The 21607-nt window shown below is 64.1% G+C and carries 19 protein-coding genes; 4 read left to right on the top strand and 15 right to left on the bottom strand.

Annotated elements, in window-relative coordinates:
• Window positions 1-4: 4 nt before the first annotated feature.
• Window positions 5-994, top strand: coding sequence for an ABC transporter ATP-binding protein (locus AC0L2J_RS06480; RefSeq protein ID WP_007608575.1), 990 nt, complete (start codon window positions 5-7; stop codon window positions 992-994).
• Window positions 991-1983: an ABC transporter ATP-binding protein gene (locus tag AC0L2J_RS06475; RefSeq protein WP_473249704.1), complete on the top strand. Its 993-nt coding sequence runs from the start codon at window positions 991-993 to the stop codon at window positions 1981-1983. Before AC0L2J_RS06480 ends, AC0L2J_RS06475 begins: the two co-directional genes overlap by 4 nt.
• Window positions 1984-2161: 178 nt before the next feature.
• Here AC0L2J_RS06475 and AC0L2J_RS06470 read toward each other — a convergent pair whose 3' ends face one another.
• From AC0L2J_RS06470 to AC0L2J_RS06420, 11 genes are all read right to left on the bottom strand, one after another.
• Complete coding sequence (locus tag AC0L2J_RS06470; protein ID WP_007608578.1) at window positions 2162-2449, bottom strand: YciI family protein; 288 nt, start codon at window positions 2447-2449, stop codon at window positions 2162-2164.
• An 80-nt stretch (window positions 2450-2529) separates the two neighbouring features.
• Entirely contained in the window at window positions 2530-3504 is a 975-nt protein-coding gene (locus tag AC0L2J_RS06465) for a sugar ABC transporter substrate-binding protein (RefSeq protein WP_063992952.1), read from the bottom strand.
• 42 nt (window positions 3505-3546) lie between these two features.
• Complete coding sequence (locus AC0L2J_RS06460) at window positions 3547-4524, bottom strand: ABC transporter permease (protein ID WP_473249706.1); 978 nt, start codon at window positions 4522-4524, stop codon at window positions 3547-3549.
• A complete protein-coding gene (locus tag AC0L2J_RS06455) occupies window positions 4521-5471 on the bottom strand; it encodes an ABC transporter permease (protein WP_473387932.1) in 951 nt (316 codons plus the stop codon). Before AC0L2J_RS06455 ends, AC0L2J_RS06460 begins: the two co-directional genes overlap by 4 nt.
• Window positions 5464-6990: a sugar ABC transporter ATP-binding protein gene (locus tag AC0L2J_RS06450; RefSeq protein ID WP_473387930.1), complete on the bottom strand. Its 1527-nt coding sequence runs from the start codon at window positions 6988-6990 to the stop codon at window positions 5464-5466. The genes AC0L2J_RS06455 and AC0L2J_RS06450 overlap by 8 nt, the downstream gene beginning before the upstream one ends.
• On the bottom strand, window positions 6987-8381 hold the full coding sequence (locus AC0L2J_RS06445; RefSeq protein WP_473387927.1) for an FAD-linked oxidase C-terminal domain-containing protein: 1395 nt from the start codon (window positions 8379-8381) through the stop codon (window positions 6987-6989). The genes AC0L2J_RS06450 and AC0L2J_RS06445 overlap by 4 nt, the downstream gene beginning before the upstream one ends.
• A 56-nt stretch (window positions 8382-8437) precedes the next feature.
• The gene (locus tag AC0L2J_RS06440; protein ID WP_473387925.1) at window positions 8438-9322 is read right to left on the bottom strand and encodes an intradiol ring-cleavage dioxygenase; all 885 of its coding nucleotides are present in this window, start codon (window positions 9320-9322) and stop codon (window positions 8438-8440) included.
• A gap of 15 nt (window positions 9323-9337) precedes the next feature.
• The gene (locus AC0L2J_RS06435; protein ID WP_473387923.1) at window positions 9338-10240 is read right to left on the bottom strand and encodes an NAD(P)-dependent oxidoreductase; all 903 of its coding nucleotides are present in this window, start codon (window positions 10238-10240) and stop codon (window positions 9338-9340) included.
• Between the two features lie 18 nt (window positions 10241-10258).
• The gene (locus AC0L2J_RS06430) at window positions 10259-11632 is read right to left on the bottom strand and encodes an amidohydrolase family protein (RefSeq protein WP_473387921.1); all 1374 of its coding nucleotides are present in this window, start codon (window positions 11630-11632) and stop codon (window positions 10259-10261) included.
• Between the two features lie 4 nt (window positions 11633-11636).
• The gene (locus tag AC0L2J_RS06425; RefSeq protein ID WP_473387919.1) at window positions 11637-12716 is read right to left on the bottom strand and encodes a maleylacetate reductase; all 1080 of its coding nucleotides are present in this window, start codon (window positions 12714-12716) and stop codon (window positions 11637-11639) included.
• Complete coding sequence (locus AC0L2J_RS06420) at window positions 12713-13036, bottom strand: Dabb family protein (RefSeq protein ID WP_063992943.1); 324 nt, start codon at window positions 13034-13036, stop codon at window positions 12713-12715. Before AC0L2J_RS06420 ends, AC0L2J_RS06425 begins: the two co-directional genes overlap by 4 nt.
• A gap of 108 nt (window positions 13037-13144) precedes the next feature.
• On the opposite strand from AC0L2J_RS06420, the gene AC0L2J_RS06415 reads away from it, so the two are divergent.
• A complete protein-coding gene (locus tag AC0L2J_RS06415) occupies window positions 13145-14068 on the top strand; it encodes a LysR substrate-binding domain-containing protein (protein ID WP_473387916.1) in 924 nt (307 codons plus the stop codon).
• Between the two features lie 28 nt (window positions 14069-14096).
• Here AC0L2J_RS06415 and AC0L2J_RS06410 read toward each other — a convergent pair whose 3' ends face one another.
• The 3 genes from AC0L2J_RS06410 to AC0L2J_RS06400 all read right to left on the bottom strand — a co-directional run bounded on the left by AC0L2J_RS06410 (window position 14097) and on the right by AC0L2J_RS06400 (window position 18491).
• Window positions 14097-15632, bottom strand: coding sequence for a glucosamine inositolphosphorylceramide transferase family protein (locus AC0L2J_RS06410; protein ID WP_473387915.1), 1536 nt, complete (start codon window positions 15630-15632; stop codon window positions 14097-14099).
• Between the two features lie 30 nt (window positions 15633-15662).
• Complete coding sequence (locus AC0L2J_RS06405; protein WP_473387912.1) at window positions 15663-16838, bottom strand: glycosyltransferase family 4 protein; 1176 nt, start codon at window positions 16836-16838, stop codon at window positions 15663-15665.
• Between the two features lie 306 nt (window positions 16839-17144).
• Window positions 17145-18491, bottom strand: a complete 1347-nt coding sequence (locus AC0L2J_RS06400; RefSeq protein WP_007608608.1) for a lipopolysaccharide biosynthesis protein — start codon at window positions 18489-18491, stop codon at window positions 17145-17147.
• Between the two features lie 434 nt (window positions 18492-18925).
• Here AC0L2J_RS06400 and AC0L2J_RS06395 point away from each other — a divergent pair, with 434 nt between their 5' ends.
• The gene (locus AC0L2J_RS06395; protein WP_063992940.1) at window positions 18926-20149 is read left to right on the top strand and encodes an FAD-dependent oxidoreductase; all 1224 of its coding nucleotides are present in this window, start codon (window positions 18926-18928) and stop codon (window positions 20147-20149) included.
• 29 nt (window positions 20150-20178) lie between these two features.
• Here the strand turns inward: AC0L2J_RS06395 and AC0L2J_RS06390 are convergent, their stop codons facing one another.
• Window positions 20179-21315 carry a GNAT family N-acetyltransferase gene (locus tag AC0L2J_RS06390; RefSeq protein ID WP_007608616.1) on the bottom strand — a complete coding sequence of 379 codons (1137 nt, stop codon included), beginning with the start codon at window positions 21313-21315 and terminating at the stop codon, window positions 20179-20181.
• Window positions 21316-21607: the final 292 nt, after the last annotated feature.

Raw genomic sequence — 21607 nt, 5'->3', positions numbered from 1 at the left:
CGCGATGGCACTGCTCGAAGTCGAGAATTTGCAAACCCACTTCCGCACGCCCAGCGGCATCAACCGCGCGGTGGAAGGCGTATCGTTCCATGTCAACGAGGGCGAGACGCTCGCCATCGTCGGCGAGTCCGGCTGCGGCAAGTCGGTAACCTCGATGTCGCTGATGCGGCTGATCCCGGAACCGCCGGGCAGGATCGCCGGCAGCATCCGCTTCGCGGGCAAGGACCTGCTGCAAATGTCCGATCGCGAGATGCGCGCGATCCGCGGCAACGACATCTCGATGATCTTCCAGGAGCCGATGACCAGCCTCAACCCGGTGCTGACCGTCGGCCGCCAGATCCGCGAAACGCTGATGATCCACCAGGGCCTGGACAAGCAGGCCGCCGAGGCGCACGCCATCGAGATGCTGATTCTGGTCGGCATTCCCGAGCCGAAGCGTCGCGTGCGCGAATATCCGCACCAACTCTCCGGCGGCATGCGCCAGCGCGTCATGATCGCCATTGCACTCGCCTGCAACCCAAAGCTTCTCATTGCCGACGAGCCGACCACCGCTCTCGACGTGACGATCCAGGCGCAGATCTTGAAATTGATGCTGGATCTCAAGCACCGGGTTGGCGCGGCGATCATCCTGATCACCCACGATCTCGGCGTCGTCGCCGAAATCGCCGAGCGCGTCATGGTCATGTATGCCGGCCGCAAGGTCGAGGAAGCGCCGGTGGCGGACCTGTTCCGTTCGCCGCGTCATCCCTATACGCAGGGCCTGCTCGGCGCAGTGCCGCGGCTCGGCTCGTCGCTGACCGGCAGCGCGAGGCGGCTTGCAGAGATTCCGGGGCAGGTGCCTGATCTTCGCAAGCCCATCGTCGGCTGCGTCTTCGCCGGGCGTTGCGCGCTCGCGACCGATCTCTGCCGGCAGTATGCGCCGGGGCTCGAAGAGAAGGGGCCACGTCACGTCGCGGCCTGCCACTATGCGGCCAAGGGAGCGGTCGCGGCATGAGTCCCCCGCTGCTCCAGGTCAACGACCTCAAGAAGCACTTCCCGGTCAAAAAGGGCCTGTTCAGCCGCAAGTCGGAATGGGTCTATGCGGTGGACGGCGTGTCGTTCGAGATCGCGCGCGGCGAGACGCTCTCGCTGGTCGGCGAGTCCGGCTGCGGCAAATCGACGGTCGGCCGCGCGATCCTGCGCCTGTTCGACATCACGGCAGGGCAGGTCATCCTCGACGGCCAGCGTATCGATGACGCCCATCCGAGCACGATGCGCCAGATGCGCCGCCGCGTGCAGGTAGTGTTCCAGGACCCGTTCTCGAGCCTCAATCCGCGCATGCGCGTGCGCGACATCCTGGCCGAGCCGATCCGCAATTTCGGCCTCGCCAAATCTGCGATCGATCTCGAAACCCGCGTGACGGCGCTGATGGACACCGTGCGTCTGCCGCGCGAGGCGCTGAACCGCAGGCCGCACGAATTCTCCGGCGGCCAGCGCCAGCGCATCGGCATCGCGCGGGCGCTCGCCGCCGAGCCCGACCTGATCGTCTGCGACGAGGCGGTCTCGGCGCTCGACGTCTCGGTCAAGGCGCAGATCGTCAATCTGCTGCAGGATCTGCAGCGTGAGTTCGGCCTGGCGTTGCTGTTCATCAGCCACGACCTCGCGATCGTCGAGCACATGACCCATCGCGTCGCGGTGATGTATCTCGGCAAGATCGTCGAGGTGGCGCCGCGCTACGAGATCTTCGCCGCGCCAAAGCATCCTTACACCAAGGCGCTGCTCTCGGCGGTGCCGCTGCCGGAGCCTGGCGCCCAGCGCAATCCGATCATCCTCAAGGGCGACGTGCCAAGCCCGATCAACCCGCCGAGCGGGTGCCGCTTCCACACCCGTTGCCCGCTCGTGTTCGATCGCTGCCGGACCGAGGAGCCGACATTGCGCGCGGGTGGACCCGAGCAGTGGGTGGCCTGTCATCTCGAAGATAGTGCAGCGGTGGCGAGCGGCTAGCCGTTGGGCCGGCGGCAATCCTCTGGATCGAGGCGTAGGCGCGACAATCGGGCAAGGATGGCACTCTGCTCCTGTTTTGCCCGACGAGTCAAAAACGTTTGCGACGAAAATTCATGTGTAAAAACAACCTCATTCTACTGTGCATGGGGTTGTTTTCGCGTTTTTTGTTGAGCCGCCTTCAACCTTGGCGGCGTAGGAAGCCGGTGATGGTGACCTTGTCCCAGATGCCGGCCGCCGCAAACGGATCGGCTCGGTTGAAGGCTTCGACGTCGCTGCGGCCGGGCGCCTCGATCAGGAACAGGCTGCCGATCATCCTCTCGCCGTCGTCGGAAACCAGCGGCCCCGACATCACGATCTTGACGCCGAAGCGCGAGGTGTCGCTCAGGAAAGCCTTGTGGGCATCGTAATGGGCGAGCCGGGTCGGCAGCGCGCCGTCGCGGTCGAGGGCGTGAATGGCGAACAGCATGATGGTCTCCGTTTATGTCTCGTTTTCTTGGGACGGCCGCGACAGCGGCCGTCCGGGCTTGTCGTGATGGGTGCGCTTGGTTACTTGCCGCCGAGCTTGCTGGCTTCCTCGAAAGTCGGGCAGCTCCGTTGCTCCAGCGGCACGTCGAACGGCTGGTAATTGTCCTTGGTGATGACGGTCGGCTTCAGCACGATCTCGGCGATGACAGGCTGGTTGCGCAGGGATCGGATCGCCATCATGGTGCCGAGGCAGCCTTGAAAAAATCCGTTGTAGTCGCCGCTCGCGAGCAGCTTGCCGGACTTGATCGCGTCGATCGCTTCCTTGGTGCCGTTGATGCCGATCACCTGCGCCTTGCGATTGGCGCCGTCGAGCGCCTCGATCGCGCCGACGGCCATGGCGTCGTTGGCCGCGAGCACGCCGTCGATCTGCGCGTTCGACTGCATCAGATTCTCCATCACCTGGAGTGCCTGGAGCCGCTGGTAATTGCCGGGCTGCGAGGCCAGCAGTTTTGCACCGGCATTCTCCTTCAGCGCGTCGTTGAAGCCGCGGACGCGGTCGACATTGGTCAGCGAACCCTTGACGCCCTCGATGATGACGATGTTGCCCTTGCCGCCCAGCGTCTTGAGCAGGAAGCGCGCGGTCTCGAGCCCGAGGCTGTAATCGTCGGCGCCGACGAAGGAGAGGAATTTGCCGCCGGCCGAGCGGTCGGTGATGTTGACGACCGGGATCTTGGCATCGTTGATCTTCTCGACACCCGGCACCATCGCCTTGTAGTCGACCGGCGTGAAGACGATGGCGCTCGGCTTCTTCACCACGACGTCCTCGATCTGGCTGAGCTGCTCGGGAATGCTGTCGGGCTTGGTCGGGATATACTGCAGCGTCTTGGCGTTCAGCGTTTTCGCCATGTTGTCGGCGCCGACCCGCACCGTCTGGAAGAACGGGTTGGTCTGGTTCTTGGTGAAGACGGCGATGGTCTCGCCGTCGGCTCGCGCTTGCGTTGTGAATACGGCCGCCATCAGCAGCGGCAGCGTCAAATAACCCAGTTTCTGTTTCATGTTGCCTCCATCCCTCGTTTTGCTTGTTGGTCGTTCAAGAACTCATTGCGCGCGGCGGCGGGTCTTCATGTCGAGCCAGACCGCGAGGATGACGATGATGCCGGTAACCAGCGGCTGCCAGTTGGCGCTGACCGACAAGAGGTTCATGCCGTTCAGCACCAGTGTCAGGATCAGCGCGCCGATGAAAGTGCCGAACACGGTGCCGACGCCACCGAACAGCGATGTGCCGCCGATCAGGACGGCGGCGATCGCGGGCAGCGTCAGGCTTTCGCCGATGTCGGCCTCAGCCGAATTCAGCCGCGACAGGAAGATGATCGAGGCGAGCCCCGCCATGGTGCCAGAGACCGCGTAGACCAGCAGCAGGCGGCGCGCGACCGGAATGCCGGAGAGCCGTGCCGCGACCGGATTGGCGCCGATTGCATAGATCTCCTGGCCCCAGATCGTTCGCTGCGCAAACAGCGTTCCGATGCCGAGGAACACCAGCAGCAGATAAACCGGGATCGGCAGGCCGAACAGATAGCCGCTGCCGATCTGGCGGAAGCCGGCCGGAAAGCCGTGGAGGGTTTCGCCCGCCATGTACCAATAGGTGAGGCCGTTCAGCACCCAGAGCATGCCGTAGGTGGCGATGAAGGAGGGGATGCGCAGCGCGGTGACCATGACGCCGTTGAGGAGCCCAACGAGGCCCCCGCAGGCAAGCCCGGTGAGGATGCCGAGCGCCGGCGAGCCGGTCTTGTGGATCACGGTCCCGGCGATGCAGGCGGACAGCGCGACATTGGCGCCGACGGAGAGATCGAGGCCCGCGGTCAGCACCACCAGGGTCAGGCCCGAAGCGATGAAGAAAGTCAGGCTCGCCTGCCTCAGCACATTGAGGATATTACCGAGGCTCAGGAAGGAATCGCTGAGCACGGCGAGCACCGCACAGATCAGCAGCGCCGCGAGCAGGCGATAGAACACCTGGATCGCATCCTGCGACAGGAACGAGCGGGGCGGCGCGATGGCGTCTTTGCTGATGTCGGTCATGCGCGGCTCCGCAGGCCGTCAAGAAAGAGGGCAACGATGACGAGGACGCCCACGCTCGCGACCTGCACCGAGGATGGCAGCGAGATCAGGTTCAGCCCGTTGCGCAGCACGCCGACCGAGAGCACGCCGAGCAGCGTGCCGAGCAGCCAGCCATTGCCGCGCTCGAACGACGTGCCGCCGACGGCGACGGCCGCAATCGCATCGAATTCGAGACCGAGGCCGGCGGTCGGGTGACCTGAATTCATCCGCGCCGTCATCAGCAGGCCGGCGATGCCGGCCATGGCGCCGCCGATCGCATAGACCGCGATCAGCAGCCGGTTGGGTGACAGGCCGGCATAGCGCAGTGCCTCGCGGTTGCCGCCGAGCGCGAAGATATAGGTGCCGAAGCGGGTATGATAGAGCAGGCCGTGAAAGGCCGCATAGGTGACGAGTGCCATCACGATCGGCACGGGCACGCCGAGAAGCGTCGCCGAATAGATGTCGCGCACGCTGTGGGGGATGCCGACCACGCTCTGACCGTCGCTGACGATTAGCGACAGGCCTTGCGCCATGCCGAGCGTGCCCAAGGTCGCAACGAACGGCGGGATGCCCACGATGGCAACCAGCCAGCCGTTTGCGAAGCCGAAGGCCGCGCCGACGATGAGCCCGGCGCCGAGGCCGAGCAACATCGAGTGGGTGGCGAGCGAGACGATGGCGACGCAGAGCGAGGTCAGCGTCAGCACCGCGCCCATCGACAGGTCCAGCCCCTCGGTCATGATGATCAAGGTCATCGGCAGCGCGAGCATGGTCAGGATCGTCGACTGTACCAGCACATTGGAGAGGTTGGCGACGGACAGGAAGCCGGGCGCGATCGTGCTGAACAGCGCGACCAGCAGCACCAGCACGATGGCAACGCCAGGAATGCGTTGCAATGGATTGGATCGCGAAACGACCGCGGCCTCACGCATGATGCATCCCCAGTCGCACGATGTTCTCCTCTGTCAGCTCGTTGCGCGCGAGGTGCCCGGCGATGCGTCCTTCGCGCATCACATAGGCGCGGTCGCAGACATGGCAGATCTCGACCTGTTCGGATGAGATCAGCAGCGCCGCCGCACCCTCCGCGACAAGGCGGTCGATGAGGGCGAAGATTTCGGCCTTGGCACCGATGTCGATGCCCCGGGTCGGCTCGTCGAAGATGAAAAGTTTCGAGCCGGCGGCGAGCCACTTGCCGATCACGACCTTCTGCTGATTGCCGCCGGAAAGCAGGCCGACGGTCTGGCGCGCGCTGGGCGTCGCAATGCGCAACTGACGGATCAGTCCGTCGGACGTGCGCTGTGCCCGGCGCTGGTCGAACAGACCGCTCGGGAACAGCTTTCGCAGCGCCGACACCACCAGATTGTCCCCCACCGATCGCAACAGCGCGAGGCCCTCGCTCTTGCGGCTCTCCGGGATCAGCGCAATGCCGCGGCGGGCGGCGAGGTCGGGTTCGCCGGAGATAGTCTTGCCGTCGAAGATGATCTCGCCTGATGTCACGGGATCGGCGCCGAAGATCGCGCGCGCGACCTCGCTGCGACCGGAGCCGACCAGCCCACACAGGCCGACGATCTCGCCGCGGCGCACCTCGATGTTGATGTCCGAGATTCCGGTGGTGGCGCTCAGGCCCTTGACCTCCAGCAGCACTTCGCCGGGCTTGTCGGCAAAATTGCGCGGATAGGTCATGTCGACGTTGCGACCGACCATCATGCGGACGAGCTGGTCCGGCGTGACGTCGGCGGGTTTGACGCCGTCGATGCGGCGGCCGTCACGCAGCACCGTGATGCGGTCGCCGAGCGCGAACACCTCCGCCATGCGGTGCGAGATGTAGACGATGGAGACGCCGTCGGCCTTCAGCCGCGCGATCAGCGCGAACAGCAGCTCGGTCTCGCGATCGGACAGCGCCGCGGTCGGCTCGTCCATCACGAGGATCCGGGCGTTCTGGCTGATCGCTTTCGCGATCTCGACCATCTGCTGCTGCGCCACCCCCAGCTTGTCGACGATGGTGGAGGGATCGATCTCGAAGCCGATCGTACCGAGCACGCGCGCGGCGTCGGCCAAAATCCTGCGGCGGTCGATCGTGCCGGGGATGCGGCCCTTCGGCTCGCGGCCAAGGAAGATGTTCTGGGCGATATCGAGATGAGGGACGAGGGAGAATTCCTGGAAGATCACGGCAATGCCGAGCTTCTGCGCGTCCGCGGCCGAATTGATAGCGACCTTCTCGCCCTTGAAGTAGAACTCGCCGGCATCGGCGCGGTAGGCCCCGCACAGCACCTTCATCAGGCTCGACTTGCCGGCGCCGTTCTCCCCTAATAGCATGTGGACTTCGCCGGGGAAGACGGCAAAGGACACGTCATCCAACGCCTTGACGCCGGGAAACTCCTTGCTGATGCTGCGCAGCTCAAGGAGCGGGACAGGCGAGGAGGGCTCGACGGCCAGTGCGGCGGTGCTCATGCCTGCGCTCCGCTTGCAAAGATCTTTCCGGGATTCATCAGTCCGTCTGGGTCGAGCGCGGTCTTGATCGATCGCATCACATCGACGGCCTCGCCGAGCTCATCGGTGAGATAGTCAATCTTGCCGAGCCCGATGCCGTGCTCGCCGGTGCAGGTGCCGTCCAGGGCAATCGCGCGGGCGACCATGCGGGCCTGGAGCGCCTTGGCACCTTCGGCTTCCTCGGGTCTTGCCGGATCAATCAGGATCAGCATGTGGAAATTGCCGTCCCCGACATGGCCGACGATAGGGGCGATAAAGCCATGCTCGTCTGCGTCGCGCCGGGTCTCCGTGAGGCATTCCGCCAGCCGCGAGATCGGCACGCAGACATCGGTGATCACGGCGCGCGCGCCGGGGCGCAGGCCCAGGCCCGCATAGAGCGTGTTGTCGCGGGCGTGCCAGAGTCGGCTGCGGTCCTCCGGCGCCTTGGCCCATGCAAAGCCATCTCCGCCATGGTCGGCGGCAATGGCCTGTGCGGCTTCGGCCTGCTCGGCGACGGAGGTCTCGGAACCATGGAATTCGAAGAACAGGGTCGGGGCTTCGCGATAGCCGAGCTTCGCATAGGCGTTGATGCCGCGCATCATGACGTCGTCGAGCAGCTCGATACGCGCCACGGGGATCGCGGACTGGATCATGGATATCGCGCTGTCTACGGCGTTGTGCAGGGTGTCGAAGCTGCAAACCGCGGCCGAGATCGCCTGCGGCACGGGATGCACTTTCAGCGTGACCTCGGTGATCAGTCCGAGGGTGCCCTCGGCACCGACGAACATCCGCGTCAGGTCGTAGCCGGCGGCTGACTTGCGCGCGCGCCGGGCGGTCCGGATCACGCGGCCGTCGGCCAGTACCACCTCCAGCGCCATGACATTGTCCTTCATGGTGCCGTAGCGCACCGCCATGGTGCCGGAAGCACGCGTGGACGTCATGCCGCCGATCGAAGCGTCGGCGCCGGGATCGATCGGAAAGAAAAGTCCGGTGCCGCGCAGCTCCGCATTGAGCTGCTTTCGCGTGATGCCGGGCTGCACGACGACGTCCATGTCGCTCTCGTGCACCATCAGCACCTTGTTCATGCGTGCGAAGTCGAAGCAGACGCCGCCCGCGACCGCGGCCGCATTGCCTTCGAGCGAGGTCCCGGCGCCGAACGGCACGATGGGCATATTCGCGCCCGCGCACAGCTTGACGATCTCCGCGACTTCCTGCGTGGTTTCAGGGAAGACGACGATGTCGGGCGGCAGGTTGCGATAATGCGACTCGCTCTGCCCATGCTGATCGAGCACGCCACGCGCGACGCTCGCGCGCGGGCCGATCATGCCTGCGAGGCGATCGGCCAATATGCTCGTGCTGACCCGCGGTCCCATCCTTGCTCCCTGTCTGCCTTGTTGTCGGACCCTTGTCTGGTCCGCCGTCGTTCAGCTTAAGCGGCTCGTGCGCTGCTAGCGACCTGCTTCAGGCCGAAATCATAGTTGAGATGATAATACTCGGTGTCCACCATGCGACCATCCGGCGCACGGCCAGGCGGGCACCGCACAAATTCGCGGATCAGGCTGTCCTTGACGCCGAACACCACGTCGCTGTCGAGATACTGGTCGCCGGCCACGAACACATGGGTCACCAGTTGCTCGAAGCCGGGCGCCGAGATCATGAAATGCACGTGCGCCGGGCGCCAGGGATGGCGGCCCTGAACCTCCAGCATGTCGCCGACCGTGCCGTCATGCGGGATCGGATAGGCAGCCGGCTTGATCGACCAGAAATTGAAGCGGCCATTCTGGTCGGCGTGGAAGCGCGCCCGCATCGCAAGGTCGCCGATCTTGTCGAGCTGCTGCACGTCGTAATAACCGTCATCGTCGGAATGCCAGACGTCCACGACGGCGCCGGCGAGCGGCCGTCCGTCGACGGTCGACACCGAGCCGGTGACGATCATCGGATCGCCCTTCTTGGGACCGGAGATGTCCTCGCCGTTGCTCTTCTCGGGCGACGCCTGCACGAAGAACGGACCGAGCACCGTGGTTTCGGTCGCGCCTTCCGGCACCGGATGGTTGATCGCGTCGACCAGCATGGATACGCCGAGCGCGTCCGACAGCAAGATGAACTCCTGGCGCTTGTCGTCGCACATGTGACCGGTGCGGGTCAGGAAGTCGATGCCGTATTCCCATTCCTTCTGGGTCGGTCGCACCTCGCGGACAAAGGCATGAAGGTGGCGCACCAGCGCTTCGCTGACCTGCTTGATCCGCGGATCGGTTGCGCCCGCGATCCGCTGCAGCACCGCGTCGGTGATCGTGTTCTCGTTGAAATTGCGCATAGATGCCTCTGTGACTCAGAGTTTGGGCTCGCCGAGGCCGGACAGCCGCTCGATGTGCTTGACGGTCGCGATGAAGTCGGCGTCGCCGTCGCCCTGCGCGACCAGCGAGCCATAGGTCTCGCGCACTTGGGCGGCGAGCTGAAGCGGCACGCCGACGGCGTGGCCGGCGCCCAGGATCAAGTCGAGATCCTTGGCCATCTGCCTGCAGGAGAAGGTCGAGTCGAAATCGCGGTTACGCAGTGGGGCGGTTTTGTACTTCACCATCGGTGAGGCCACGGCGCTGTCGTCGAGAACTTTCAGAATGTCCTGCCATCCGATGCCGCCCTTGCGCGCCAGTGCCAGGCTTTCCGCCATCATGGCGGCTGACACCGCGATCATCAAATTAACCGCAAGCTTCGCATATCGCGCTTCCTCACTGGGCCCCAGATAGGTCTGGGCGCGGGTGAAGGCGGCGAGCAGCGGCTTTGTGTTTTCGTAGGCGTCCTTCGGCCCCGAGACGAAGCAGCTGAGCGCGCCGGTGTGGACGATGCTGGCATTGCCCGAGACCGGCGCACGCAGGTAGAAGACACCGCGCGCCTGTGCGGTGACGTCGACCTCTGCGGAAGCCTCGACGCTCACGGTGCTGGTCTCGATCAGGACAGATCCGGCAGCGATCGCGGCGATGAGGCCGGTGGGACCGAGCAATGCGCTGCGCAAGGCAGCGTCATCGGGCAACGACGTGACGATCGCGGCCTTGCCGCTCACGGCCTCGGCCGGCGAAGCGGCAGTCGAAATGCCTTGCGCGCGCGCCTCGTCGAGCCGTGCGGTACTCCGGTCGAACGCGGTGACGGCGTAACCGGCCTTGGCGATGAGTACCGACATCGGCAGGCCCATCTTGCCGATCCCGATGAAGGCGATCTTTTTCGAAGTGTCTGCCATTGTTGTTGTCCTTCGCCCTTAGGCGGCTTGCCCCTGTCGTTCGATGTCGTGCACCAGCCGCCGGCCGGATTGTACGAGCAGTTGCTTCTTCGCCTCCAAACCGTCGGCCAGCAGCCGTCCATTCCGCTTCTTCCACACGCCGCCGATCATCACGGCCTCAATATTCGCAAGGCTCGTCTGCATCACTACGGTGGAAACGGGATCGTGCACCGGGACGAGGTTGAGATCGGAGCAATCGATGATGACGAGGTCGGCGAGCTTGCCCGGTGTCAGCGAGCCGATCTGGTCCTCGCGACCGAGCATGCGGGCGCCTTCCGTCGTGATCCAGCGCAGCGCCTCGCGGACGAGGATCGTGGTCGTGGCCGGAATGGTGCCGCTGGCCTTGCGCGACTCGGTGTTGTCGAGTGCCCGCTGCATCGAGAGCGCAACGCGCGCGGCGGAGAAGAGGTCGCCGGCCAGCACGGATTCCAGATCGATGCCGATGGTCGGCCGCACGCCGCGCTTGAGCAGCCGTCCGGTGATCGGAAAGCCGTGGCCCTGGATCATCTCGTTCTCCGGCGTCACCGAGAAGGAGACGCCGAGGGCGACCATCCGGTCCAGGAGATCGTCAGGCAGATCGTTGCCATGGACGATGTTGATGCCGACACCGACGACGCCAGCTTCGATCAGATTCTCCCAGCCCCCGGGCGTCTTTGCAGGACCGCCGCCCTGATGCATCGATGCGATCAGCTTCAGTTCCCGCGCCATGCGAAAATCATGCATGGCGACATCGAGCGTCGAATAGTGCGGGCCGAGGATGGCGAGCCCAAGCGTGACCAGGCCGTCCCGGTCGGCGAGGGGCCCCGCCAGCAGTCGCTCGACCTCACGGCGCGGATGCGGGATCTCCGAGAAATGCGGCTTGCCCGGTTTCGGCTCGGGCTTGGGCGAGCCGTGGAAGAAGGCCGCGCGGATACCGCTCTCGATCAGGCCGCGCACCGCGGCGTCGGTATGATCGGGCGTCGGATTGTTGTGGCACCAGTCGACCAGCGTGGTGGTGCCTTGGTTGATCTGGTTCAGCGCGCCCACCAAGCTCGCGATATAGATGTCCTCGGGCCGGAACACCGTTGCGAGCCCGGCATGCATGCGGCGGAAATATTCCAGCAGCGTCCAGTTGGCGGCATAGCCGCGCAGGCCCGTCTGCCAAGTGTGCATATGCGCATTGATCAGGCCAGGGATGACGATGCGGCCGGTGCCGTCGACGATCTCGGTCTCAGTCGCGCCGCCGCCGATGTCGATCGATGGACGCACGTCGACGATGCGGCTCTCCTCGATCAGCACGTCGCCGCGAGGTAAATCGCCGATCGCGTCATCCATGCTGATGATGAGCGCGGATTTGATGAGCGTACGCCGCATCGAATCAAGCCACCGCTTTGGTGACGCCGGGCGGCTCGCCGGCCCAGGCGCGCGCGATCAAGTCGCGGATGGTGTCGCGTTCGAGCGGGCGCGGGTTCCAGTAGGCGTTGGTCACCGCGAGATCCGCAGCCTTGTCGATGCCGCTTTCGGGCATGCCGATGTCGCGCAATGCGACCTTCGCACCCAGGCGCTTCGCGAGCTCGAAAAGTCCTTGCGATGCATCGGCGGCGCCGATTGCGCGCGAGATCCGCGCCATCGCGTTGGGCACGGCCGGGGCGTTGTAGGCCAGCGCGTGCGGCAGCACGATGGTGTGGGTCTCGGCATGCGGCAAGTCGAAGGTGCCGCCGAGCGTGTGGCAGAGCTTGTGATGCAGCGCCATGCCGACGGTGCCAAGGCAGACGCCGCATAGCCAGGCGCCATACAGTGCTTCGGTGCGGGCCTCACGATCGTCGCCCTTGGCGGCGATGGCGGGCAGGGCACGTGCCAACGCGCGAATGCCTTCTTCCGCCATCAGCGACGTGACAGGATTGGTGTCGCGCGCGTAGAGCGCTTCGGCCGCATGCGCGATCGCGTTGATGCCGGAGGTCGCGGCCAGGCTCGCCGGCAGCGTCAAAGTGAGATCGACATCGTAGATCACCGTCTCAGGCAGGATGGCGGCGTCGCGTACCGTGGTCTTCAGCCCGTTCTCGGTCTGGCCGACGATCGGCGTCATCTCCGAACCGGCATAGGTGGTTGGAATACAGAGCTGGTTGACTCCGGTGCGCAAGGCCAGTGCCTTGCCGAGGCCGGTCGTGGATCCGCCACCGAGGGAAATGACGCAGTCGGCCTCGCACGCCTTCATCGCCGCGAGCGCCCGCTCCGTGACCTCGACCGGCGTGTGCATGGTCGCGCCCGGAAAAATGTCGGCGTAGAGCGGACCGAGTGCCGCGCCCAGGCTTTTGCCTTGCGTCTCCTGCTGCGGCGTCGTCAGCACCAGCGCGCGCTTGCCACCGAGCCGCTCGACCTCAGTCTTGGCGCTAGCCAACGCTCCGCTGCCGAACACGACGCGGCAGGGCAGGTTTTCAAAAGTGAACGTACCGATCATGCGCCGGTCTCTTTGATGGGATAATCGACCTGGAAGCGTCCGATCCGCAAGTCGCCCAGCGCCTCGCGCACGCGCAAATGTTCCGGGTGGGTGGCATAGGCCTGGAGCGCAGCGTGGTCCGTGAATTCGGAGAACAGAACGACGTCGCAGGCGTAGTCGACATCGCTGACATCGAGGCCGACCTCGATATGGGTGAGGCCGTCGATCCGGCCGCGCAGCCCCTCAAACAGGGACTTGACCTTGACCCGGGCGGCGGAACGCTCCGCGAGCGTCTCCCCGCGCAGCCGCCACATCACGATGTGCCTGATCGGGCCCGACATTTCCCTGTTTCCTCGCCTGCCATCTTGCTTGTGTTCTGGCTATCTTGACTTGCGGGATACGGAAATAAAGGTCAATAATCGTAAGTCTCTTTTCCTATTTGCGAAAAAATGGACCGCCTGCTCCAGTTGGAAGTGTTCGCCAAGACGGCCGAGCTCGGCAGCCTGTCCAAAGCTGCCGAAGCCCTGCGCATGTCGAATGCTGCCGCGAGCCGCCATCTCAGCGCGCTCGAGGAGCGCCTTGCGGTGCGGCTGATCGAGCGCAACACTCGTCGGCTGTGGTTGACGGAGGCGGGGCAGGAACTGCTGGAGCGCTCCAGTCGCGTCTTGAGCGAATTGGCGGAGGCCGAGGACATCGTCAGCGATCGCGCGCTGTCGCCGCAGGGCACGCTGCGGGTCACGAGTTCGCTGTCCTTTGCGGTGATCTATCTGGCGCCGATGCTGCCGGCCTTCCGCGCGCGCTATCCGAAGCTCAATATGCAGATCACCACCGCCAACCGGTACTCCGATTTCATCGAGGCCGGCATCGACGTGGCGATCAGGACGCGCGAGCAGGAGCCGGATTCGAACATCATCGTCCGCCGCATCGGCCAGATGCGGCGGGTGCTCGCTGCTTCGCCGTCATATCTCGCAAGCTGCGGCGAGCCGGAGCAGCCGGTCGATCTCGCGCGTCACAACATGCTGGTCTACAATCTCGCCAACGATCCCTATTCGCTGCGCCTGCGCAAAGGCAACGGCGCGCAGACTGTTCGCATCACGCCGACGCTCGACAGCAATGACGGCCAGGTCATCCGCGGCGCTGCACTGGCGGGGCTCGGCATTCTCATCCAGCCGCTCTACATCGTGCAAAGCGATATCGCGGCGGGCCGCCTCGTCCCCGTTCTGATGGAGTGGGAGCTGCCACTGCTCACGATGAACATCGCTTACCAGAACCGTGCCGGACTGCCCGCCAAGATCAGGGTCTTTTCCGACTTCCTGGTCAGCCACATTCGCGAGCATTCGCTGCCGGGGATCTGGATCGACGCGGCGAAGTGAGCGACATTTTCGAATTCAGCCATCCGCGCTAGCTGGCGGTAGAGGGACTGGTTCGCGGCGACAAAACGGCCGATGGAAATTTGCCTCCGAAAGCACGTGTCTTGGGTTGGACACGCGATCCGTCGATCACCTCGAGCCGGCCGCAGCGGTTCAAGGTGTGCAACTTCCTGCCGGGCCATGCCGGTCCGGGCCGCAGGGAGTGACGGACGATCTGCTTGAACGTCGTCGGTGACAGTTCGACGATTTCCGCCAGGGCGAGCGCTGCGCCGTATCCCTCGGCACAATCCTGGACCGGTCGCCACAATCGCTCATTGATGGTGACGAAATTCCCTGCCGGCCGCGCGCTCGCGCGGTCGATCAGGACCGGGTTGCTGGCATGCGGCAACCACGGGCCCATGAGGTGCTCTGCGTAATAGATCGCCAGCGAATCCGAATAGCCGCCGGTGCCGTCGCGCCAGGCTCCGAACAGATAATTCAGGCCGTTGTGTCGCGTGATCGTGGCATCGGCCAGCTCGACGCCCGAAAGCAGCGTCGCGTGCCGCTCCCATTTGTCCGGAAACCGAACGCATTTGTAGATGGCGACGTCCCCATTGGTCGAGCTCTCCGGGATCATCCACAACGCGCCGTCGTCCTCGATCAGGAACGGATAGGAGAGGTGCCAGGGCTCCTCCAGAACGGGGACGACAGCTCCAACCGGGCCGGCGTCGTCGAACTCGATTGCCGAAATGATTCCTTTTCCAACCCGGTGATCGAGATCTTCAAAGAAGACGAATGTTCTTCCTTGCCATTTGATGGGAAAAGGATCGGCGTAGAAGTGGTTTCCAGGATCGGCAAGGACGTTCCAGCGAGGCCCTGACAGATCTCCAGTCTGCCAGACGCCGGCACCATCATTGAAACGCCATCCGACATGCCAATGCGGGGCATAGCAGCAGAGGCGATAGATCTCCTTGGCGATCGATACGGCGAGGCCGCGCGCGACATACGCAGCCGGCAGGCGGCCGTTACCAATTAGGGCGGGGCGTGCCAGCTGCGGCACGATGCGCGGTCGTCCCGACAGGATGGCTGCCACCATCGTCAGGGTTCGCGCCACGACCGTTTCGAGCGCGCCGCTCAAGCCGGCTGCAACTTCTCCGGAAGGGTGGCCGCGATCGAGGACTGCGCCGTCGACCTCGTCGATGATTTCGATCACCGGAAGATCGCCGGCGAGAATGGCGGCAAGGACTGCGCTTTCGCCTGCGGCGCCATTGAACAGCGGGCGGAGATACTGCCGGGCCGAGCAGTTCGGATCCCGCGCGGCACCTGTGAAATCGACGATCACGTCTGGCGTGCCGGCGCGAGCCTGCATCCGGTCCCGACTGACGTTCAGCCTGTCGGTGCCGCTGTGCTTGCCCTTGTGCAACACCAAACGTTCCAGCTCAAACAGCATGTCGAGACCCGTCGGCCGCCGCTCCGCCGTTGCCGTCCACGCGATCTGGACCGGTACATCCCGGTCGTCGATCGACAGCGTCTCGCGGCCCATCCACCGCCGCGCATGCTCAATTTCACAGCGAAACTCGATGGTCATGCCGAGCCAACCCGTTTCAATGCGTCCCGATCAAATGACCTGGCCGAGAATTCGAACGTATTCCTCCACCATGGCGTCCACTGAATAGCGCAGCTTCAGACCTTTGGCGTTTTGTCGCAGCTCGTCGCTCAGTCGTTGGTCCGTCAGGAGCCTGGAGACGGCGGCCGACAGCTTGGCATGATCGGAGGCATCGACGAACAGCGCTGTCGGTTTTCCTTCGACGGACAAGACCTCGCGCAAGACCGGGAGATCGGTGACGACCGAGGGAACGCCGGCGTTTGCGGCCTCGACAGCGGCCAGGCCGAAGGTCTCCGCCTGCGTCGGAAATACGAACACGTCGAGAGCGGCGAGAAACTCCGCCATCTGGCGCGGGGTGATTTCGCCGAGCAGATGCAGCCTGTCCGATACTTTCAGTTCATCCGCCAACTGCCGCAGCCGGGCCTCGTCGGCTCCCTGGCCGGCCAGTGCGAGGTGCCAGGAGGGTTGATCCGGCAACAGACGTATCGCCGCGTCGAGCCGCTTGTGCGGGTGCAATCTTGCTGCGCAGCCGAGCAGGGTGCGATCCGGCGGCAGGTTGAATTTCTGTCGCGCGGCTTGCTTCGTCAGGGTGAGGGCCTTGTCGTCGAAGCCGTGCGGGACGTGCACCATGCGCGCGCGATAGGCCCTGGGGTAGCGCGAATACTCGCGCTGCATGTCCAGCGAGTTGAGCGTGATGCGGTCGAAGAAGCCGAGGGTGCCCATGACGATGTCGGCCATCCGGACCGGCCAGCTCATCGACAGCGCGGATGAAACCTGATTGGCGATGACAGGCGCGCGGCAGATCAGGCGCGCCACGCCGGCGCCGATGACATTGCCGAAGTGCTGAAACGTCAGAACGGCGTCGGGCCTGGTAGCCCTGATATGGCTGCCGAGCGTCCACAGCATTTGCAGCAGCGCCAGCGGATTTCCCGGCCGGCTCGACGCGCAGTAGATCGTGTCGGGCGGCTCATCGAACGAATCCGACTTGCGGAAGAAGAACAGATTGGTGACGCGATAGCCGCGGGCGGTCAGCCCGGCGCCAAGCAGGCGCGAGATCTCCTGCGCACCGGCGTTCTCGGCCTGGGTCTGCACGAGAAGCACGTGCAGCTTTCGTCCGCTACCGTTGGCCGGCGGGAGTGCTGTCGCAGTCGTCTCGCCCAACGCCTTGCTTGGCTGATAATGGAGCACGGATCCCGACCCATTAGAGAAACGAATTTTTCACCTTCTTAACTCCGTATCTACCATGCGGGCATCGCGCGGACACCGACTAGCAAGAAACGGAGTTAATGCGTGCCCTGCCGCAAGGGCGTCGTTCACGAGGGAATTCCGCTCGTTTCCGACGGAGTGAAGAGGACGCGGGTAGCCGCCGATTAACCATCGATATTTGGGTTGGAGCGGGCCCACTGAGAGCGTGCGAAAGCGACTCTGCCGGTGCGCTGACGGCTGCCGGTGCGCTCTCCTTCATGCGGGACACGGGCGACATGTCCTGACGCTCTATTCGCCGGAGTCAGCACCACGGACCGCGTAGGCGCTAGGCTTGGATGCCGAGAAGCGCAAGAGGCCCAGAATCGAAGGATCGACCCCGGTTCGCCGGCGACAGAGGATGTTGAGGGCGATGGTCGCGAGCGCGAGCGACACAGTGGCCGAGATCGCGGCGCCAAGAACGCCGAGCCAGGGAATGAGGACGAGAAATCCCACCAGCCGCAGCGCTACGTTCCCGGCGATCACGGGGACATACTCGCGCTCATAGCCGGTCAGCTGCAAGATCGCCGCAGACGGACCGCCCGCCGCCTGGAACGCCGTTCCGATCGCGAGCACGATCAAGACCCAGTGCTGCGCAGCGAAATGCGGCCCGAACAGGTTGAGCAGATGGGGACCTCCAACCCAGATCAGGAGAAGTCCGCTGACCACGCACACCGCGGTCACTTCCGCCATGAGCCGCAACGTTCGCTCGAATTCCCGATGATTCTTGCTGAAGTACAGCGACGGGAGCCGACGTGCGCCAAAACTGTACAGTGCGGCCGACAGCATGGCGAAGATGTTGGCCAGGCGCGAAGCGGCAAAGTAAATTCCGGCGGTTGCCGGGTCCAGCATCCAGTAGACCAGAATGACGTCGAAATACTGGTTCGCGGCTTCGAGGATGGATGCGGCCCAGAAATGAAGCGCGCTCGATCTCCAGCGCGACGTCTCGGACCCCGCCGCCGTGCCGCGGAAATCCGGCAGAACTCGCGCAATCGCGATGATCTGTGCAATCAGTCCGACCGACATGGCGATCGTCATCACAGCGATCAATTCGGCGGGATCGAGCTGGCGATGGCCGAACATGATTGCGAGCAGGAACAGCACGACGCTGACGCGCCAGAAGAACTCCCTGTTTCCTTCGCCCATGAGAATGCTGACCAGAGAGCGTGCGATCTGGCTGCCAAGCATCAGTCCCGCATTCACGGCAGTGTAGGCCGACACCGCGAGAACCAGCAGCCACGAGGCGCCTTTGATGTTCGCGCCGATCGCGATTGCGCCGATCGCAATCAACATCGCGACGGAGGAAATTTTGAGGCTCGACAGCAGCACGCCTTTGGTGAGATCGGGCTGATTTCCCACCCGATACTCGTTCAGGAATCGCACCAGCAGCGATTCCTGGCCCACCAGTCCGACGACCGCCGCCATCTGGGCTACCGAAAGCCAGGTCGCAAAGATGCCGAACCCATCGGGCGACATCGTTCGTGCCGCAAGCGAGAACAATGCGAACGCAAGCGCGCCGCTGCCAACCTTGAGAAGGATGGTTCCGGCAACACCGCGCGTCACGTCGCGCCGCATGAACTGGACGATGGATTCGATCATGAAAACTTAACGAGGCAACTTTCCCTGAAGAGACACTTTCCGATTACCTGCGACAGCCTAGCATGCCGAAAAACCGCGAGTGTTAATGGACGGCCTCCATGATCCTGCCGGCCGCGGCGACCTCGCGGCCATGCCTGTTGCTTCACTATGGAACAGCGCTGACCCCATTGTCCCAGATAGAGCAAAGTGCGGCCCGATCGCGTGGCGGCATGGCGCCGCATCGACGGCCAATGAGGCGAGACGGGCCGCTGGAATGCGGATTGGCTCGCCGGGATTGGTCATCCCGAGCAAGGCGCGTGCCGGATCTCATCGGGCCGGGCAGGTCTCCGCTGCATTAACCGAGATATCGAGAAATGATCGCGTTTGGTCCCGCGATGCGAGATCAGGCGAGAGAATTGCACGGGTAATCATCGTTGACCGTGGGAGCCTGGACCATGACGGCGGATAGCAACGTGACCGAGCCGATTGCCGCAGCCGGCCCTTTGACGATCGTCGCCGACATCGCGATCGTTGGCGGCGGCCTCGCGGGCTCGCTCGCGGCGGCCGTGCTCGCGCGGTCGGGGCATCGTGTCGCTCTCGTCGACAAGCGCGCGATCCATCCGGACGAGTTCCGGGTCGAGAAAATCGGCGGCCATCAGCTGGAGATGTTGCGCAAGCTGGGCTTCCTCGACGCGCTCGACAAGGTAGCCTGCAGATATGACCAGGTGCTCAATATCAGGGAAGGCAAGGTGGTCGATGTCAGCGTCGGCCGGGCTTACGGACTTCCATATGCGGATCTCGTCGCCATGGCGCGCAGTCAATTGCCTGATCCGTCGAGCCTGATCGTCGACGAGGTCACGGCCGTCAAATGCAGCGACGATGCTCAGCATGTCGAGCTTGCGTCCGGACGGCGTATAACTGCGCGCCTCGTCGTGCTGGCCACGGGCATGGCGGGCGTTCTCGGCTACAAGCTCGGCATCAAGCGGCGCGTGCTGGCGGAGCGCCATTCGGTCTCGTTCGGCTTCACGATCGCCCGCCGGGATGATGCGCCGTTCGACTTCGAGGCGCTGACCTGTTACGGCGAGCGCACGGCGGATGGCATCGACTATCTCAGCCTGTTTCCCGTGCGTGCCGGCATGCGGGCAAATCTCTTCATGTTCCGCGACCCGACCGATCCGATCATGCGCGAGCTGCGTCGCGAACCGGAAGCGACGGTTCTGCGCCTGCTGCCCGGATTGCGGCCTTACCTCGGCGACTTCCACGTGACCGACCGGGTGCAGAATTGGGTGATGGACCTGTCGGTCGTGGAAGGACATCTCCAGCCCGGCGTCGTTCTCATCGGCGATGCGTTCCAGACCAATTGCCCTGCCGCCGGCACGGGCGTTGCCCGCCTGCTGGTCGACGTCGACCGCCTCTGCACCGAATATGCGCCGCGTTGGCTAGTGACCGAGGGCATGAGCCGGGACAAGATTTCGGAATTCTATTCTGATCCCGACAAGGTCGCGGCGGACCAGCAATCACTGAAGATGGCGCACTTCCGGCAGGCCCTGACGTCCCGCAACGATATCGGCTGGGACGTGCGGCGGCGGCTGCACTTCCTGCGACGCAGGATCACCCACCGGGTCGATCAGATGCGGCCGGGCTGGCTTGCACATGTTCGAAGCGCGCTACGCGCCTGAGAGTCGCACCTGTCGGCGCCTCGCACCGGTCAGCGCGTGGGCGTTGAAGTTCGGGTCGGCAGGAACCTGAATTCCGACATTCGCTTGGCGGCCAGTTTGAGCCAGGGAGCCTGTTTCAGCGCGAACAAGGAAATGGCGCCCACGGTGCTGCCGGCCTGCGTGACCGTCCACATCGGCGAAGGCTGCGCGCCGAACTGCTTCTTGTAGGGCTCGTCGCCGATGGTGAAATCGAGCATCCGATCCCCGCGCTCGATGCAATCCTTCGCCACCTGCTCGAACATCAGTGCGCCCAAGGACTGGCTTTTGTATCCGGCAATGTCGAAGGCGCCCATGATCACGAGGAAGCTGCCTTGATGGCAGAGTCCGAGCACGGCCGCGATTACCTCGCCGTTCATCTTCATCGCATAGAGCCGGACAAAGGAGCCGAGGCCGCGGTGCGCCACGTCAGAATAGAAGCCGTAATATTCGGCGCGCTGGAGCAGATCGCCGTCGCCATGTGCCTGAAAGCGCGGCCCGCGAAATTTCCTCATGACATCCAGCACCTCGATGACGGAGGCGCTGTCGCTGCAGGATGAAAAACTCAAGTCCCCCTTCTTCTGGAGCTGCCGGGCTTTCTTTGCGAGCTCCTTCTGGTAGGAACGATCCAACGCACTGGCGCGCCATTGCTCGAACGGCGCGACGAGAACGGTGGCGTAGGCATTGGTCTCCATCGCTATGCGGCGGGGCGCAGCCAGAAGGTTCTCGATCGGAAGCCGTCCGTCCGGCAGCTTGGTCATCCGGAGCAGATCGAACGGGCGGACGAGGCACCGGAGCTCTGCGCACGCACTCTCGTCCTTGAGCAGCTCGGAAAATACCTGCGGGCTGCACACCGGCGCCAGATAGTCGGAAACGCGGAGGTCGGCGAATTCGACGGTCCGTATCGGGCCGCGCCGGATCCGCAGCAAGGGCAGCACCATCGCAAGGGCGCCCGTCGCGCGGTGGCGGACCACGACAACCAGAGGAGTTGCGCCCGCATGAGACGCGAGCCTGGTGTAGAGGGTGTCGAGCCAGAGCGGATGCTGGAACGCGGTGGCCGCCGAGTTGTCAAAGAGCTCTGCGTAGTCCGGCGACAGGAAGTCGAATCCCTGCTCGATGGCGATGTCGAATGTGTTGCTAGGTCTGTTCATACGCAACCAAGAAAACAGATGGCTCGGGATGGTCGATGGAGCCGGATCTACGCTCTATAGCAGGGTCGTTACGGCGGAGACACCGGCGGCGTGTGATTTGCATTAATCCTTCGAGCAAGGCTCGTATGGTTACCAAACCGTAAAATTCCTGATCGAGGGGCCTCGCGGCCGAAACAGCCACGACGGCGTCAACCCCTCTTGTCAAAAATATTCCCCTTTACCGAAATTCGGAAATGGCGTATGTGTCGCCCATCCCGGCTCATCCTTGAGGGGCGATCTTGTGGTCGTCACG

Source organism: Bradyrhizobium sp. MV1.5, assembly GCF_055807615.1.
Note: the sequence above shows the minus strand (reverse complement) of the source record. Positions and strands in the feature narration are given on the sequence as shown.

Excerpts from the sequence above, each read along its gene's own strand:
- AC0L2J_RS06480 (WP_007608575.1), top strand. The coding sequence starts at position 5 with ATGGCACTGCTCGAAGTCGAGAATTTGCAAACCCACTTCCGCACGCCC.
- AC0L2J_RS06425 (WP_473387919.1), bottom strand. The coding sequence starts at position 12,716 with ATGATCGGTACGTTCACTTTTGAAAACCTGCCCTGCCGCGTCGTGTTC.
- AC0L2J_RS06390 (WP_007608616.1), bottom strand. The coding sequence starts at position 21,315 with ATGAACAGACCTAGCAACACATTCGACATCGCCATCGAGCAGGGATTC.
- AC0L2J_RS06465 (WP_063992952.1), bottom strand. The coding sequence starts at position 3,504 with ATGAAACAGAAACTGGGTTATTTGACGCTGCCGCTGCTGATGGCGGCC.
- AC0L2J_RS06475 (WP_473249704.1), top strand. The coding sequence starts at position 991 with ATGAGTCCCCCGCTGCTCCAGGTCAACGACCTCAAGAAGCACTTCCCG.
- AC0L2J_RS06430 (WP_473387921.1), bottom strand. The coding sequence starts at position 11,632 with ATGCGGCGTACGCTCATCAAATCCGCGCTCATCATCAGCATGGATGAC.
- AC0L2J_RS06415 (WP_473387916.1), top strand. The coding sequence starts at position 13,145 with ATGGACCGCCTGCTCCAGTTGGAAGTGTTCGCCAAGACGGCCGAGCTC.
- AC0L2J_RS06440 (WP_473387925.1), bottom strand. The coding sequence starts at position 9,322 with ATGCGCAATTTCAACGAGAACACGATCACCGACGCGGTGCTGCAGCGG.
- AC0L2J_RS06470 (WP_007608578.1), bottom strand. The coding sequence starts at position 2,449 with ATGCTGTTCGCCATTCACGCCCTCGACCGCGACGGCGCGCTGCCGACC.
- AC0L2J_RS06410 (WP_473387915.1), bottom strand. The coding sequence starts at position 15,632 with ATGACCATCGAGTTTCGCTGTGAAATTGAGCATGCGCGGCGGTGGATG.
- AC0L2J_RS06455 (WP_473387932.1), bottom strand. The coding sequence starts at position 5,471 with ATGCGTGAGGCCGCGGTCGTTTCGCGATCCAATCCATTGCAACGCATT.
- AC0L2J_RS06450 (WP_473387930.1), bottom strand. The coding sequence starts at position 6,990 with ATGAGCACCGCCGCACTGGCCGTCGAGCCCTCCTCGCCTGTCCCGCTC.
- AC0L2J_RS06400 (WP_007608608.1), bottom strand. The coding sequence starts at position 18,491 with ATGATCGAATCCATCGTCCAGTTCATGCGGCGCGACGTGACGCGCGGT.
- AC0L2J_RS06395 (WP_063992940.1), top strand. The coding sequence starts at position 18,926 with ATGACGGCGGATAGCAACGTGACCGAGCCGATTGCCGCAGCCGGCCCT.
- AC0L2J_RS06445 (WP_473387927.1), bottom strand. The coding sequence starts at position 8,381 with ATGGGACCGCGGGTCAGCACGAGCATATTGGCCGATCGCCTCGCAGGC.
- AC0L2J_RS06420 (WP_063992943.1), bottom strand. The coding sequence starts at position 13,036 with ATGTCGGGCCCGATCAGGCACATCGTGATGTGGCGGCTGCGCGGGGAG.
- AC0L2J_RS06460 (WP_473249706.1), bottom strand. The coding sequence starts at position 4,524 with ATGACCGACATCAGCAAAGACGCCATCGCGCCGCCCCGCTCGTTCCTG.
- AC0L2J_RS06435 (WP_473387923.1), bottom strand. The coding sequence starts at position 10,240 with ATGGCAGACACTTCGAAAAAGATCGCCTTCATCGGGATCGGCAAGATG.